Source organism: Paraconexibacter sp. AEG42_29, from assembly GCF_040581415.1.
Classification (GTDB): Bacteria; Actinomycetota; Thermoleophilia; order Solirubrobacterales; family Solirubrobacteraceae; genus Paraconexibacter.
This window is the reverse complement of the sequence record NZ_CP114014.1, coordinates 1942535-1956594: the sequence shown is the minus strand read 5'-3', so window position 1 is coordinate 1956594 and position 14060 is coordinate 1942535. Positions and strand designations below refer to the sequence as shown.

15 protein-coding genes are annotated in these 14060 nt (G+C 74.2%); 11 read left to right on the top strand and 4 right to left on the bottom strand.

The window, feature by feature from the left end; genetic code table 11:
- Positions 1–65: 65 nt before the first annotated feature.
- The 5 genes from DSM112329_RS09395 to DSM112329_RS09375 all read left to right on the top strand — a co-directional run bounded on the left by DSM112329_RS09395 (position 66) and on the right by DSM112329_RS09375 (position 5920).
- A complete protein-coding gene (locus DSM112329_RS09395; protein WP_354701558.1) occupies positions 66–1748 on the top strand; it encodes an alkaline phosphatase D family protein in 1683 nt (560 codons plus the stop codon).
- Between the two features lie 12 nt (positions 1749–1760).
- Entirely contained in the window at positions 1761–2483 is a 723-nt protein-coding gene (locus DSM112329_RS09390; protein ID WP_354701557.1) for a glycosyltransferase, read from the top strand.
- Between the two features lie 54 nt (positions 2484–2537).
- Entirely contained in the window at positions 2538–3578 is a 1041-nt protein-coding gene (locus tag DSM112329_RS09385; RefSeq protein ID WP_354701556.1) for an LLM class F420-dependent oxidoreductase, read from the top strand.
- A gap of 93 nt (positions 3579–3671) precedes the next feature.
- Positions 3672–4730, top strand: coding sequence for a putative zinc-binding metallopeptidase (locus DSM112329_RS09380; RefSeq protein ID WP_354701555.1), 1059 nt, complete (start codon positions 3672–3674; stop codon positions 4728–4730).
- A 203-nt stretch (positions 4731–4933) separates the two neighbouring features.
- A complete protein-coding gene (locus tag DSM112329_RS09375) occupies positions 4934–5920 on the top strand; it encodes a LuxR C-terminal-related transcriptional regulator (protein ID WP_354701554.1) in 987 nt (328 codons plus the stop codon).
- 12 nt (positions 5921–5932) lie between these two features.
- Here the strand turns inward: DSM112329_RS09375 and DSM112329_RS09370 are convergent, their stop codons facing one another.
- Positions 5933–6580 carry an NAD(P)H-dependent oxidoreductase gene (locus tag DSM112329_RS09370; RefSeq protein ID WP_354701553.1) on the bottom strand — a complete coding sequence of 216 codons (648 nt, stop codon included), beginning with the start codon at positions 6578–6580 and terminating at the stop codon, positions 5933–5935.
- Between the two features lie 55 nt (positions 6581–6635).
- On the opposite strand from DSM112329_RS09370, the gene DSM112329_RS09365 reads away from it, so the two are divergent.
- Positions 6636–7145 (top strand): MarR family winged helix-turn-helix transcriptional regulator, encoded by a 510-nt coding sequence (locus DSM112329_RS09365; protein ID WP_354701552.1) that lies wholly within the window; start codon positions 6636–6638, stop codon positions 7143–7145.
- A 33-nt stretch (positions 7146–7178) separates the two neighbouring features.
- Here the strand turns inward: DSM112329_RS09365 and DSM112329_RS09360 are convergent, their stop codons facing one another.
- Both DSM112329_RS09360 and DSM112329_RS09355 read right to left on the bottom strand, forming a co-directional pair.
- Complete coding sequence (locus DSM112329_RS09360) at positions 7179–7481, bottom strand: glutathione S-transferase N-terminal domain-containing protein (RefSeq protein ID WP_354701551.1); 303 nt, start codon at positions 7479–7481, stop codon at positions 7179–7181.
- Between the two features lie 103 nt (positions 7482–7584).
- On the bottom strand, positions 7585–7941 hold the full coding sequence (locus tag DSM112329_RS09355; protein WP_354701550.1) for a hypothetical protein: 357 nt from the start codon (positions 7939–7941) through the stop codon (positions 7585–7587).
- A gap of 123 nt (positions 7942–8064) precedes the next feature.
- Here DSM112329_RS09355 and DSM112329_RS09350 point away from each other — a divergent pair, with 123 nt between their 5' ends.
- The gene (locus tag DSM112329_RS09350; protein WP_354701549.1) at positions 8065–8958 is read left to right on the top strand and encodes a hypothetical protein; all 894 of its coding nucleotides are present in this window, start codon (positions 8065–8067) and stop codon (positions 8956–8958) included.
- A 46-nt stretch (positions 8959–9004) separates the two neighbouring features.
- Here the strand turns inward: DSM112329_RS09350 and DSM112329_RS09345 are convergent, their stop codons facing one another.
- Positions 9005–9751 (bottom strand): Crp/Fnr family transcriptional regulator, encoded by a 747-nt coding sequence (locus DSM112329_RS09345; RefSeq protein WP_354701548.1) that lies wholly within the window; start codon positions 9749–9751, stop codon positions 9005–9007.
- Positions 9752–9999: 248 nt separating this feature from the next.
- Between DSM112329_RS09345 and DSM112329_RS09340 the strand changes: the two genes are divergently transcribed.
- The 4 genes from DSM112329_RS09340 to DSM112329_RS09325 all read left to right on the top strand — a co-directional run bounded on the left by DSM112329_RS09340 (position 10000) and on the right by DSM112329_RS09325 (position 13993).
- Positions 10000–10548 (top strand): hypothetical protein, encoded by a 549-nt coding sequence (locus tag DSM112329_RS09340; protein WP_354701547.1) that lies wholly within the window; start codon positions 10000–10002, stop codon positions 10546–10548.
- An 83-nt stretch (positions 10549–10631) separates the two neighbouring features.
- Positions 10632–12197 (top strand): ABC transporter permease, encoded by a 1566-nt coding sequence (locus DSM112329_RS09335; RefSeq protein WP_354701546.1) that lies wholly within the window; start codon positions 10632–10634, stop codon positions 12195–12197.
- 41 nt (positions 12198–12238) lie between these two features.
- Positions 12239–13096 carry a hypothetical protein gene (locus tag DSM112329_RS09330; RefSeq protein ID WP_354701545.1) on the top strand — a complete coding sequence of 286 codons (858 nt, stop codon included), beginning with the start codon at positions 12239–12241 and terminating at the stop codon, positions 13094–13096.
- A gap of 243 nt (positions 13097–13339) precedes the next feature.
- Positions 13340–13993, top strand: a complete 654-nt coding sequence (locus DSM112329_RS09325; RefSeq protein WP_354701544.1) for a cyclodeaminase/cyclohydrolase family protein — start codon at positions 13340–13342, stop codon at positions 13991–13993.
- The last annotated feature ends 67 nt before the right edge of the window (positions 13994–14060 follow it).

The following is a 14060-nucleotide window of genomic DNA, read 5'->3' as shown; positions in this document are numbered from 1 at the left end:
CACCCGCCGGCTCGCGTCGCCGGCCCGCCGTCCACCGTCCCGCGGCGTGAGAGACTGCGCTCCTGATGCCTGCGCTCGTCCTCGGTCCCCTGCTCCGGTACGTCGGCGAGACGGAGGCGACCGTCTGGGTGGAGACCGATGTCCCCTGCGAGGTCCGGGTCCGCGACGCGACCGAGCGCACCTTCAACGTCGGCGGGCACCACTACGCGCTCGTGATCATCCGCGGGCTGGAGCCGGACACCCGCGTCCCCTACGACGTCCGCCTGGACGACCAGCTGGTCTGGCCGGCGGCCGGCCAGGACGGCGGCTGCATCCGCACCGCCGGCAACGACGAGGAGTTCATGCTCGCGTTCGGCTCCTGCCGCGTGTCGCTCCCGCACGAGCCGCCGTACGTCCTGACGAAGGACGCCGACAAGGCCGGGCGGGAGGTCGACGCCCTCGCCGCGCTGGCCGCGCGGATGACCACGGAGCCGCCGGAGCGGTGGCCCGACGCGCTCCTGCTGGTCGGCGACCAGGTGTACGCGGACGAGGTCTCCCCCGCCATCCGCGAGCGGATCGGGGAGCGTCGCGACCTGACCGTCGGCGCCCGCGGGGAGGTCGCGGACTTCGAGGAGTACACCTGGCTCTACCAGGAGGCGTGGGGCGACCCGGCGCTGCGCTGGCTGCTGGCAGTCGTCCCCAGCGCGATGATCTTCGACGACCACGACGTGCACGACGACTGGAACACGTCGGGGACGTGGTGCGCCAAGATGCGCGCCCTCGACTGGTGGGACGAGCGCATCATCGGCGCCTACGTCTCCTACTGGGTCTACCAGCACCTGGGGAACCTGGCCCCGGCCGACCTCGACGCGCATCGCCTCTACCAGGAGATCCGTAGGAGCACCGACGACGTGGCGCCGACGCTGAGGTACTGGGCGGGCGAGGCCCGGAACGAGCAGGCCGGGACCCGCTGGAGCTTCGCCCGCCGGTTCGGGCGCTCGCGGATGGTCGTCCTCGACACCCGTGCCGGCCGGGTCATCGACGACGACACCGACCGGCACATGCTCGCGCCGGAGCAGTGGGACTGGGTGCAGACGCAGCTCACCGGCGACGTCGACCACCTGCTCATCGCGTCGACGCTGCCGCTGTTCCTGGCGCCCGCCGTGCACGCCCTCGAAGGCTGGAACGAGGCGGTCTGCGCGGGCGCCTGGGGCCGAACGGGGGTCCGCGTCGGCGAGTACATCCGGCAGGCGCTCGACCTCGAGCACTGGTCCGCGTTCCGCACCTCGTTCGCCGAGCTCGCGGAGGTGCTGCGCTCGGTCGGTGCGGGTGAGCGCGGGACGCCGCCCGCCTCGATCGTCGTCCTGTCCGGTGACGTGCACCACGCCTACCTCGCCGAGGCCGGGTTCCCGCGCGGGAGCGGGGTCAGGAGCGCGGTGGTCCAGGCGGTCTGCTCGCCGGTCCGCAACCCGCTCAACCGGCACGAGCGCCTCGTGCTCCGCGGCGCGCACACGCGCATCGCCACTGCGGTCGCCCGAGGCCTCGCGCGGGCGGCCGGCGTCCGCGAGCCTCCCGTCCGCTGGCGGCTGCCCGAGACGCCGACGTTCGACAACCAGATCGCGACGCTGTCCCTGAGCGGGCGCTCGGCGCGCCTGCGCATCGAGAAGACGCAGGCGCACGAGTGGCGCGAGCCGCGGCTCCACGTGTCCCTGGACCGCGTCATCACGGACGCGGAGCGCGAGGTGGGTGCCGGCGGCGAATCGGGGTAGGCCCCGGGTCGTATGCCCGACGTCTCCGTCCTGACCGCCACCGCGCCCCGCCCGCAGAACCGCCTCGCCGAGATCCATGCGGCGCTCGGCGCCTCCCGCCTGGACTGGGAGTGGCTGCTGCAGATCGACGGGCCGGACGACGCGCGGCTGGCGCTCCCGGACGCGGTCCGCGCCGACCCCCGCGTCCGGATCCAGGCAGGCGCCCGGCGGGACGGGATCGCAGTCACTCGCAACCGCGCCCTCGCCCGCGCCACCGCTCCGCTCGTGCTCAACGCCGACAGCGACGACGTCCCGATCGCCGGGGCGATGGACCGCCTCGCGCCGGCCTTCGCCGACCCGGACGTCGCCATGGCGTTCGGGGACTGGGTCGAGCGGTGGCCCGACGGCACCGACTGGCGCCCGGAGCCGCGCTTCGCCCCCGGACGCCAGGAGGCCGGCGCGATCGCCTCCATCTGGGCGGCGGAGCGGTGGGTCCCGATGCACCTGGCCGGCGCGATGTGGCGCACTGTGGCAGTGCGCGAGGCCGGCGGCTGGACGGCGCTCGCCGGCGGGTCGGACATCGGGCTGATGCTCGGCGTCGACGCCCGCCACGCGAGCTCCTACGTCGCGACGCCGACCTTCGTCTACTACCACCACGAGCACCAGGTGACCGCGCACGATCAGTGGCGGGACCTGTTCGCGCTGGACATGGAGTTCCTCGCCGCGCGGGCCCGGGCGCTCGGCTTCGCCGCCTGACGTCACCCGCCCGTACCCGAGGCAGTACCAACGTACGTCTGATATTACTCCGGTATGGAGCTCAGCCTGCACCTCGCCTATTGGGTCGTCGGGCCCGGACCCACCGAGCTCGTGCCGCTCGCGAAGGAGGCCGAGGCCCGCGGGTTCTCGCGGCTCTGGGTCGGCGAGGCCTACGGGTCCGACGTCGCGGTGAGCCTCGGATACCTGGCCGCCCACACCGAGACGATCGGGCTCGGCACCGCCATCGCGCAGATCCCGGGACGGACACCCGCCGGCACGGCGATGATGGCCGCGACGCTCGACACCCTCTCCGGCGGCCGCCTCAAGCTCGGGCTCGGCCCGTCCGGTCCCCAGGTCGCCGAGGGCTGGCACGGTCAGACCTTCAACCCGCAGCTCAAGCGCACCCGCGAGTACGTCGACGTCGTCCGCCAGGCGCTGCGCCGCGAGCCGCTGACCTACGACGGCGAGACGCTGCAGCTCCCCGGCGGCGGCCAGCGCGCGATCAAGCTGATGATCGCGCCGCTCCAGGACGAGGTCCCGATCTACCTGCCCTCCATCGGGCCGAACGCCACGCGGATGGTCGGCGAGATCGCCGACGGCTGGCTGCCGATCTTCTTCTCGCCCGAGCACGTCCCGGTCATCCGCGAGAGCCTCGACGAGGGCATCGCCGCCGCCGGCAGGACCGCGGCCGACGTGAAGGTCGCGCCCACCGTCTACGGCCGGATCGAGGACGACGCGGACGCAGCGCGCGACGCGACCCGCGAGGTCACGGCGCTCTACGTCGGCGGCATGGGCTCGCGCGCGAAGAACTTCTACAACGCGCAGATGGTCCGCTACGGATTCGGGGACGCCGCCCGCAAGGTGCAGGACCTCTACCTCGACGGCCACAAGGACGAGGCGGCCGCGGCGCTTCCGATCGAGTTGCTGGACACCGTCGGCCTCTGCGGGACCGTCGACTCGGTCGCGGGCCGCCTGGCGGCCTACCGCGATGCGGGCGTCGACGAGCTGCTCGTCAGCATCGTCGCGGACGGCCTCGATGATCGCCTGGAGCAGCTGCGGCGGTTCGCCGCGGCCTGGGAGCAGGCGGGCCGCTGAGCGTCCCGGGCCGGAGCGTCGCCGCGCCCGGAGCGGTTTCCGTCCGCACTGCGGACACCACGTCGCGCCGCCAGCTGCCACGATGCCGCGCTCATGCGCGCCTTCTCCTGCCCGGTCTGCCGGCACCTCGTCACCTTTGACAGCACCGTCTGCCTGCACTCCCAGACGACCCTCGGGTTCGACTGGCAGTCCCGCGACATCGTCGAGCTCGACGCCGGCCAGGGCTGCGCGAACCGCGACCTGATCACCTGCAACGGCGTCGCGGAGACCGACGGGCTGTGCCGCAGCTGCGCGCTCACCCGCACGCGGCCGGCCGACGACGACACCGCGGGCCTGGCGCTGATGGCCGCCGCCGAGGCCGCCAAGCGCCGCCTGATCTTCGAGTTGCTCGAGCTGGGCCTCCCGGTCGACGGGTACCGCACGCAGGAGGGCGGGCTCGCGTTCGACCTCCTGTCCAGCGCGGTCGAGCCCGTCACGACGGGCCACGCGGACGGGGTCATCACCCTCGACCTCGCGGAGGCCGACCCGGCCCACCGCGAGAAGATGCGCACCCAGATGGACGAGCCGTACCGCACGCTCCTGGGCCACATGCGGCATGAGGTCGCCCACTACTACCAGCCGATCCTGATGCCGGAGGGGTCCCCCGGCGAGGCGCGGACCCGCGCGCTGATGGGCGACGAGCGCGAGGACTACTCGGCCGCGATGGACCGCTACTACGCGGAGGGTGCGCCGGCCGACTGGCAGCAGCGGTTCGTTTCGGCCTACGCCACCATGCATCCGTGGGAGGACTGGGCCGAGACGATGGCCCACTACCTCCACATCCGTGACGTCCTGCAGACCGCGGTCGCGTACGGCGTCAGCGTGGCGGGGCCGCAGGTCCTCGCGGCCGACGCGGCGCCGCTCTACGCCTACCCGGCCGCGACGCCCGACGACGTGCGGGCGATGCTCGACACCTGGCTGCCACTCACCTACGCGCTGAACGCGATCAACCGCAGCCTCGGCGAGGACGACCTCTACCCGTTCGTCCTGGCCCCCGACGTCATCGACAAGCTCGTGCTGATCGACGAGCTCGTCCGCGGCGCGGCCACACCTCCGCCCGCCCCGGGGCGCCTCAAGCGGCTGCGCGGACGCCGCGGTGGCCGCAAGGCCTGAGCCGGCGACCCCGCGGACGCTCGATGTGCCATGACGCGCGCGGGTGGCGCGTGATGGCACATCGAGCGGGCGGGACGGGGCCGGGCGGTTCGGCCGATCGACCGAGGAACCTCCGCCGAACAGCGCATCGCGCATCCGGGCACCGGCCCTGATACTCGGCGGATGCAGAACCGCGCGCAGCGCTTCCCGGCTCCCGCGTCCCGTTGACGACCGGCACGGCCCAGTCCGCCGGGACCGGCGGAGCGGCCACGGCCGGGCAGGTCGCGGCCCGCATCCGGCGCCTGCAGCGCCAGCGGCTCCCGCTCCCTGCCCCGGGCTGGGACCACCACACCACCCGCCTGGCGATCACCCACGCCATGCGGCGGCTGCGGGCGGCGGGGACGACGTCCGCGCTGATCGAGGCTGCGCCGGCCGAGCTCTGCCGGTCCTGCGGGTTCAGCCGCGCGATGATCTCGCGGCTCACCCCCGTGACGTGGACGCCGGTGGCGCTGCACAGCACGATCGCCGGGGACGCCCGGCTCAACGCCGGGTTCGCCGCCGCCCGCGGCGTTCCCATCCCGCTGCGTCACACGAGCCTGGAGGCGGACATCGCCCGCCGTCGCGTGCCGCTGCTCGTCCCCCACGCCGCCACCGACCGGCGCGTCTCGGCCGAATACCTGGACCGCTCCGGCTGCGATGCCTATCTGGTCGTGCCCGTGGTCGACGAGGACCGCGTCATCGCCCTGCTGCACGCCGACCGGCTCGGACAGACCCACCCGGCGGACGCCGAGGACCGCGACAACGCCCTCGCCTTCGCGCAGGAGCTGGGCGTGCTCGTCCAGCGCGCGGTGATCGCGCAGCGGCTCGCGGAGCAGACGGCTGAGCTGACCGAGCGACTGCGCGCGCTCGCGCAGGCCGACCTGGACGCCGACGACGGCCCGCCCCTGCGGCGACCGGCGGCGCTCGGCGCCGCCGCGAAGCCCGTCCCGCACCGGCCCGCCGGCGCCGCACGGCTGCTGAGCCCGCGCGAGCTCGACGTGCTCGAGCTCGTCACGGCCGGGGCGACGAACAAGGGCATCGCGGCGCAGCTGACGATCACCCCCGGCACGGTCAAGTCGCACGTGAAGCGGATCCTCGCGAAGACCCGGACCAGCACGCGCTCGGAGGCCGCTGCCTGGTACCTGCGCCAGGCAGCCCGCACGGCGGCCTGACGCGGGGCGCGGTCAGGCCGCGGCGACCGTGGCCCAGAGCGCGTCGATCTGCCGCTCGGCCGCGGCCAGGCTCTCGGCCGCCAGCGGCCTGAGCTCCGCCATGGCCGGCACGGTGTTCGCCAGCGTGAGCTCGGCCGCGATGAAGCGCGGCTCCAGGCCGGTGAGGCTGAGTCCGTGAGGGAGCCACGGCTCGGCGTGGTCCCAGCCGTGCTTCGGCGTCCCCGCGCCGTAGCCGCCGCCCCGCGACACCAGCACGACGAGGTCGCGGCCACCCAGGCGCCCCTCCACGGTGGCCGGATCGAGCGACAGCCCCGGCGCGATGAGGTGATCGACCCACGCCTTGATCGAGCTCGGCGGCCCGTAGTTGTACAGCGGCAGGCCGAGGATGATCGTCGTCGCCTGCTGGACGTCGGACACCGCGCCCAGGGTGTGCGCCCAGGACGCGGCCTGGGCCGGTGTGTGCTGCTCGGGCGGCAGCATGCGGGCCAGGCCGCCGGCGCTGTCGAGGTGAGGCAGCGGGTCGGCGCCGAAGTCGCGGTGGGTCACGGTGCCGCCCGGATGCGCGGCGCGCCACACGGCGGCGGCACGAGCCGTCAGCGCGCGGCTGACCGAGCTCTCGCCCTGGATGCTCGAGTCGATGTGCAGCAGATGGTCGGACATAAAGTTGTGCCTCAATGATCGTTTGTGTTGTACAACTCATTTGTAGCACACAAATGTGCGCGCGTCATGGCGTAGACTCGAGGCCATCGAGCTCCCCGTCGTCAACCAGGCCCCGCACCGGTCGACCGTGTTGGTCGTGCACCTCGCTCGGCGCCTGCGCGTCGAGTCCGAGGCGGCGATCGCGCACCTCGGCATGCGCTCACGGCACCTCGTGGCGCTGACGGTCCTCCGCGACCAGCACGGGTCCACCCAGCAGGCTCTCGCCACCACTCTGGGGGTCGACCGGACGAACCTCGTCGGCCTGCTCAACGAGCTGGAGGCCGAGGGGCTCATCGCCCGGCGGCGGTCCGCGGAGGACCGGCGCCGGCACATCGTCGAGCTCACGCCGAAGGGCGGACGCCGGCTCGCAAAGGCCGAATATGCGCTGGCGGCCGTCGAGGATCGTGTCCTCGCGGCGCTGGACTCGGGCCAGCGCGAGACGCTCTACGCGTTGCTGCACCTGGCGACCAGCGAGTCCCCGTCCGCCTGCATGGCAGCGGACGCGGACGACGCCGGCGACTGCTGACCGGCGAACCCGTCGCCGGCCATCCTGCTCAGCTCAGCCTGCGGACTGCTGCTTGGCCCAGCCGATGATCGACTTGCTGCCCGACAGGACCTCGCCACCCGGGAGCACCAGCACGGGGAGCTTCTCCTGGCCGCTGACGGCCGCGAGGTCGGCGCGGGTGCCCTTCGTCCCGAGGCCGAACGGCTTGCCCTTGCCGTAGACGATCTTCTCGTGGCTCACGCCCGCGTCGGTCAGGGCGGCGTCCGCCTTGGCGCAGGGATGCAGGCTCGGGATCTTGTCGACGTGGCAGACGTACAACGTCGGCGTGGTCACGTCCTTGGTGACGGTGGCGCTCATGGTGCTCTTTCGTTCGGGTCCGGCTGGGATCCTCGCAGGCGGACCTGACGGCGGCGGCGCGGACCGCTCCCGGTCCGCGCCGTGGTTGTTCAGGTCCCGCCGCTCAGGTTCCGCGGGTGCACGGCCCGCGGTGGGTGAGGACGCGGTAGTAGTAGCGGTTGCGCAGGGACCCGGTGATGCGGATCGTGCCCTGGCACTTGTGCTTCTGGTACCGGCTGTTGTAGGCGACGAAGCGGCAGGTCCAACGGTGGTACAGCGTGCGCGACCGCGCCCGCGGCAGGCCCGTGGGCCGGCACGAGGCGCCGGCGTACACGTAGCTGCGATACCCGGCGAAGTGCACGCGCACGTTGTGCTCCGCTCGCTTCTTCGAGATGTAGTACGCCGCGTCCGCGCTGGGGACCGCCGCGAACAACCCGACCGTCAGTACCGCTGACAGCACACCAACCAGGAGTCGTTTCATGGGGCGGGTGTTTCCCCACGGCCGAGTCCCGGCACACCTGCCTTCGGGAACTTCTCATGAGCGCGGTGCTCGCTCTTACGGTGCGTCGATCTCCCGGGTTTCGTCGTCGAGCATCATGGCGCCGTGGACGTCGATCTCTATGCGGTCCCGCTGGACGAGTTCGTGCCTGCGCGCAAGGCGCTCGCGGCGCGCCTGCGTGCCGGGGGCGCCAAGGAGGAGGCGAAAACGGCCGCCGCGCTGCGCAAGCCGACCGCGGCGGCGTGGATCGTCAACCAGCTCGTCCATGGTCACCCTCGGCTCGTCGACGAGTTCCGCGCCGCGGCCGCCGCGGCCCGCAGCGCCCAGGCGGCCCTGGCCGGCGGCGACCGCACAGCCTGGCCCGCCGCGAGCGCAGCGCTCAAGCAGGCGCAGCAGGCGCTCGTCGACGTGGCGGGGACACTCGGGGCCGGGCCGGCCGCCCTCGAGAAGGCCGCGGGGACCCTGACGGCCGCGGCCGCCGACGGCGCCGTCGAGGCGGTCGTCCTCGGCGGCCGCCTGCTGAAGGAGGTCGCGCCGGGCGGCTTCGACGGCCTGCTCGCCGAAGACATCCCGCTGCTGCCGCGCGCCGCAGCCGGGTCCGCCCCGGCGGTGACCGCGACCGACCGCAACCGCAGAGGGGCCGCTCAGGTGGAGGTGGCCCGGGCCGGGGCGGAGGGACCGGCCGCAGCGGAGGTGGAGGCCGCAGCAGGAGCGGAAGCCACAGCAGAGGCGGAAGCCGCAGCAGAAGCGGACGCGCGGGCCGCAGCAGAGGCGGCAGAGCAGGCCGCCGCTCAGGCGGAGGCGGAGGCGGAGGCCGCGGCAGAGCGGCTCCGTGCTCGGGATAAGGCGCGTGCGGTGCTCTCCGCTGCGGAGGCCCGCCGCCAAGCGGCTGCGCGCGACGAGGACGCCGCGCGCCGGCGGCTCGCGGACGCCACTGCCGCGCGCCGGGAGGCGGACGCCGACCACGCCGCGGCGGCCGCGGCGCTCGACGCGCTCTGATGACTCCGCGTGCGGCACCGGGCCGGCGCGCGGTCAGGCCGCCGGATCAGATCAGCGCGAGCGGAGCCGGCTGGGTGCGCTGCGCGCGGGGGTCCGCGGCGGGGCCGCGACCGGGGTCGTGCGCGTACCGATCCAGTGCGGCGCGGTCGATCACGATGATCCGCCGCTGCTCGACGCGGATCCAGCCCGCATCACGAAGCTGACGCAATGCCCGCACGCCACTCTCGCGGCTCATGCCCGCCCAAGAGGCGAGGTCCGCCTGGGCCAGCGGGATGTCGATGACCGTGACCGCCCCGCGCTCGGTGCCGAAGCGGTCGGCCAGCCACAGCACCCGGCCGGCGATGCGCGCGACGGCGGGGGTCAGCGCATCGTCCGCCTGCTGCTGGGCGACCGAGCCCAGGCGCGCCGTCAGCGCCATGATCAGCGTGCGGTTCAGCTCCGGGCGCAGATCGAGCAGCCGCCAGAGCGACGATGCGGGCAGGTGCACGGCGTGGCCGCCCGTCAGCGCCACGATCGTGTGCGCGCGGTCCACCCGGTCGACCAGCGCAATCTCCCCCAGGTGCTCGCCCGGGCCGTGGACCGACAGGACCGTCTCCCGTCCACCCCGCTGCTCGACGACCTTGACGAAGCCGCGCTCGATCAACAGCAGCTTGCGCGCGGACGCCGTGCTCAGGGTCCACCCGGGCAGGAAGCGCTGCTCGCGGCCCAGCGCCCTGAGCGCGTGCAGGTCGTCGGCCGAGAACGTCGGGTCGGTCGACGGCTCGGCGGTGAGGGCGGCGGCGGAGGTCCACATGGCGGTACGGCGCCGCCGGGACCTGAGACAGGCGACGCGGCCCCGGGTACGCGCGTGCACCCAGCGAACCACCTGGCGTACGCGGTTACATCGTGGGGGGACCACGGAACATTTCTGTTCCCCGATCGTCAGCTGTCGCTGCGGTCGAGCTCGCGCCAGTGGTAGAGGGCACGTTCACGTGCCCGTGGTCTGCGCCACGTGCGGATTCTGGCCGGGGCACCGCCGCGGTGCGCGATGATGCGCGGGCCATGTCCGCCCCGGCCGTCCCCCCACCCTCGCGCCGGCCGGTCCGCGCGCGGGCGGCAGCCGCCGCGATCGTCTGCGTAACGGCGCTCGGCGGATGCGGCGGCGCCGGGCCCGCGCCGACCGCCGCCCGCGAGCCGGCGGAGGCCGACGAGCCGCCGACGCACGCGAGCTTCGTCGCCGCGGCGGAGCGGGTCTGCGCGGGGCTCCAGGCCGAGATCGAGCAGTTCCGGGGGCAGGCGCGGATCCAGGCCGAGGGCGCGCTCGACCCTCAGCGCCTCGGCGTCGCCGATGACCTCATGCGGCGGGTCGCGACGCGGACGCGGCGCCTGCAGGCACGACTGCGCGCCCTCCCCCGTCCGGTCGGCGACCCAGGGGTCACACGGCTCTTCGCGCGGATGCAGCGGCTCGACATCGCCTCCGCCGAGTACGCCCGCGTCCTCCGCCGCGGGGGCGACAGCCGGGGTGCAGAAGCGGTTGTGGCGCGTCGGCGCGCAGGCCTGGCGGCGGCCCTCCGCGACTACGGCATCGAGGGCTGTACGGCCCGCGACTGAGCCGTCCACGGCAGCTCCTGCGAACCGGCGGCTGAGGTAGGGTCGGCGGCATGGACCACGCCTGTCATCGCGCCCCCTGACGGGTGCTCCGCGCCGATGACGTCGAGATGGTCCTTCCGGACGGCCGCAAGATCCTGGGGCCGGCCGGCCTCGAGGTCACGCCCGGGACCCTGACGGCCCTCGTCGGCCCGAGCGGGTCCGGCAAGACCACGCTGCTGCGCATCCTGGCGGGGATCACCCCGCCGACCGCCGGCACCGTCACGCTCGACGGCGACCCCGCGAGCCGCCGCGTCGAGGACCTCGGCTACGTCCCCCAGCGCGAGACCGTCCACGATCGCCTGACCGTCCGCGAGGCGCTGCAGTACTCCGCGATCCTGCGCCTGGACGCAAGCGAGGACGTCGAGGCGCGCGCGCAGCAGGTGCTCGAGGAGCTCGACCTCGTCGAGCAGGCCGACACCTTCGTCGGCGACCTCTCGGGCGGCGAGCGCCGGCGGACCGCGTGCGGCCTCGAGCTCGTCGGCCGCCCTCGCGTCCTGATCCTCGACGAGCCGACCAGCGGCCTCGATCCGGTCCTGGAGCGACGGCTGATGCTGATGTTCCGCCGGCTCGCCGACCAGGGCCGTGCCGTCGTCGTGGCGACCCACGCCACCGCCAGCCTCGACCTCTGCGACAACGTCGCCGTGATGAGCCGGGGCGCGCTCAACGTCGCCAAGGACGCGGACGATGCCATCACCGGGCTGCGGCTCGCGGCCGGCGAGGAGCCCGACCCGGTCCGCGAGCCGGCGGCCGAGCTGGACCCGCCGCGCCTGGGCGTCGGCTCGCGTCCGTTCGGCCTCGAGTACCGCGCCCTGACCGGCCGCTACGCCCGCACGCTGTGGCGCGACCGGCGGACGCTGCGGGTCCTGCTGGCGCAGGCGCCGGTCATCGGCCTGCTGCTCGTCACCCTCTTCCACTCGGGCGCGCTGGACCGGTCCAGCGGCAGCCCGGCCAATGCCGTCCAGTACGTCTTCCTGCTGATGACCGGTGCGATCTGGCTCGGCATCACGTCGGCCTGCCGCGAGATCGTCAAGGAGCGGTCGATCATCGAGCGCGAGTTCGACGTCGGCCTGCGATCGGACGCGTACGTCCTCGCGAAGACCACGGTCCTGTTCGCGCTGACCACCGCCCAGGTCGTCCTGATGATGGCGGTGATCCTGCTGCTGCAGCCGCCCGACAGCGATGCGGCGGGGGTCTTCTCGCTGCTCGGACTCGCGGTGCTCGTCGGCTGGGTGAGCGTCGCGCTGGGCCTGATGGTCTCGGCGATCGCACGCAGCGTCGACCAGGCCGCCGGCGTCATCCCGCTGGTCCTCATCCCGCAGCTGATCTTCGCGGGGGCGATCATCCCTCTCGGCCGGATGCCGGGGGCCGCCAACGCGATCGCGCAGCTGACGTACGCGCGCTGGGCGTACGCCGGCATGGGCTCGTCGATCGATCTCGACCGTCGTCTCGCGGCGAAGCCCAGCGCCAACGAGGCACTCGGGTTCAGCCGGTCGTTCTTCGCGATCTCACCGGGAACGGGTGCAGCCGCACTGGTCTGCTTCCTGCTGATCCTGCTGGCGGTCACGGCGATCAGCCTGCAGTGGCGCCCGCCGATCGAGCAGGACACCTAGCGGCTGGTCCCCACGCGCGGGCAGGTCTACTGTCCCGTCCGATGGGGACGCTGCCCGAGCCCAACCGGCCGTTCCGCTGGAACGTCCCGACCGCGCAGCTCGGGTCGCTGCTGGACGGGGTCCCCGAGCCGGACCTGTGGTTCGCCGACGAGCTCGTCCCGTGCGCCGCCAAGCTCCTGGCCCGCTCCCAGGGTGGCGACCTGCACTTCGTCGGCCGGTCGCTGGACAGCGTGCACGACCTCCTGACCGGCGCGCTGCAGGGGACGAGCGCGGCGTCCCGGCTGCACACGCTGCCGATCTCGATCCGCTGGCTCGGGGTCGAGCCGCTCGCCCCGCACGAGCTCGCTCAGCTACGCGCGAACATGACGGCGGCCGGCCTGGCGCCGGCGGCCCTCGCCCGGCGCCGGACGCCCGTCGTCTTCACGGACATCGTCGCCTCCGGCGGAACCTACGAGAACATCCACGGCATCCTGCGCGACTGGATCGCCGACGAGCGCGGGCAGTGGGACGTCATCCGCCACAAGCTTCGCTACCTGGGCGTCACCATCCGGGAGCACACGAGCCCGAACACGCACCGCTGGCAGCAGCACGCCGCCTGGACCCGGGAACTGCCGGCGCGCGCGATCGCCAACGTCTCGCTCGGCTTCGACGTCAGCGTGTACTTCAGCAACGGCCAGCCGAAGACCAGCCTGTCCTTCAGCCGCCCGCTGTGGCAGGACGAGCAGGTGGCCACGCCGGGCCGCAGCGAGGAACGGCTGACCGCCCTCGCGGAGGCCGTGGCGGTCACGGAGCTCGGGGCCCGGAAGGCGACCCGCGAGGCGATCGCCCGCCTGCTCAGCCGCGAGCCGTCGTTCGCCGAGCCGTGGCTGCGGTCGCTGGCGCTCGAGCTCCGGCGCTGACGGTGCCGTCGGCGGGGACCGGCGGGGACCGGCGGGGACCGGCGGACGCGACGGCGAGGCCCGGTCGATGTGCCACCACATGCCACCCGCGCACGTGATGGCACATCGAGCGCGGCGGCGGACGGAGGTCCCGGTGACGGCGGGGCGGTGCCGGAGGGGCGGCCGGTCCCCGGCGCAGGCCCGTAGCGGGTCGGTGCGGTCGCGGTCGCGACGGAGCTTGGGCGGCGGTATGGTCGCCCGAAGATGCCCGGGACCGACCCCCAGCGCGGTGAGCGCGCCGCGTCGCGGCCGCTGCTGCAGATGCTCGAGGACATCGCGCACGGCCGCGACGCGACCGCGAGCGGTTCCGCCGCGGCAATGACTGCGGCCACCGCGGCCGCGCTGATCTCGATGGCCGCCCGCGCGTCGCGCGCGTCGTGGGCCGACGCCGGCGGGGCGATCGCGCAGGCGGAGTCGCTGCGCTCGCGCCTCCAGGCGCACATCGCGACCGACGCGGACGCCTATCAGCAGGCGCGCAGCCTGCTCGCCCAGTCGGGGAAGGACCGCGACCACCGCGGTGCGCCGCGTGCCCCCGGCGCTCCGGCGGCCACGCCGGACGAGCGCGAGCGGGCGCTGACGTCCGCCCTCATCCACGCAGCCCAGGAGCCGCTGCTGATCGCCGAGGCGGCCGCCGAGGTCGCGGAGGTCGCGGTCTGGACCGTCGGCGACGGGTGCGCCGACCACCGGGCGGACGCGGTCGGTGCGGTCCTGCTCGCGGCCGCGGCCTGCCGGACCGCCGCGCATCTGGTGGAGATCAACCTCGGCCTCCCGGCGGGGCACGCCTTCCGCGCCCGCGCCGCAGCGGCGACGGCCGCGGTCGCCGCGCACGAGGCGACCGTCCTCGCCTCCGCCCTCTGAGCTCAGCCCCTGGCCACGGCGCTCGATGTGCCACCACGAGCGCATGTGGCGCCTAGCGGCACATCGA

Bases quoted from the DNA above. Each gene is read 5' to 3' on its own strand.
- DSM112329_RS09395 (WP_354701558.1), top strand. From the start codon at position 66: ATGCCTGCGCTCGTCCTCGGTCCCCTGCTCCGGTACGTCGGCGAGACG.
- DSM112329_RS09390 (WP_354701557.1), top strand. From the start codon at position 1,761: ATGCCCGACGTCTCCGTCCTGACCGCCACCGCGCCCCGCCCGCAGAAC.
- DSM112329_RS09385 (WP_354701556.1), top strand. From the start codon at position 2,538: ATGGAGCTCAGCCTGCACCTCGCCTATTGGGTCGTCGGGCCCGGACCC.
- DSM112329_RS09380 (WP_354701555.1), top strand. From the start codon at position 3,672: ATGCGCGCCTTCTCCTGCCCGGTCTGCCGGCACCTCGTCACCTTTGAC.
- DSM112329_RS09370 (WP_354701553.1), bottom strand. From the start codon at position 6,580: ATGTCCGACCATCTGCTGCACATCGACTCGAGCATCCAGGGCGAGAGC.
- DSM112329_RS09360 (WP_354701551.1), bottom strand. From the start codon at position 7,481: ATGAGCGCCACCGTCACCAAGGACGTGACCACGCCGACGTTGTACGTC.
- DSM112329_RS09355 (WP_354701550.1), bottom strand. From the start codon at position 7,941: ATGAAACGACTCCTGGTTGGTGTGCTGTCAGCGGTACTGACGGTCGGG.
- DSM112329_RS09345 (WP_354701548.1), bottom strand. From the start codon at position 9,751: ATGTGGACCTCCGCCGCCGCCCTCACCGCCGAGCCGTCGACCGACCCG.
- DSM112329_RS09340 (WP_354701547.1), top strand. From the start codon at position 10,000: ATGTCCGCCCCGGCCGTCCCCCCACCCTCGCGCCGGCCGGTCCGCGCG.
- DSM112329_RS09330 (WP_354701545.1), top strand. From the start codon at position 12,239: ATGGGGACGCTGCCCGAGCCCAACCGGCCGTTCCGCTGGAACGTCCCG.
- DSM112329_RS09325 (WP_354701544.1), top strand. From the start codon at position 13,340: ATGCCCGGGACCGACCCCCAGCGCGGTGAGCGCGCCGCGTCGCGGCCG.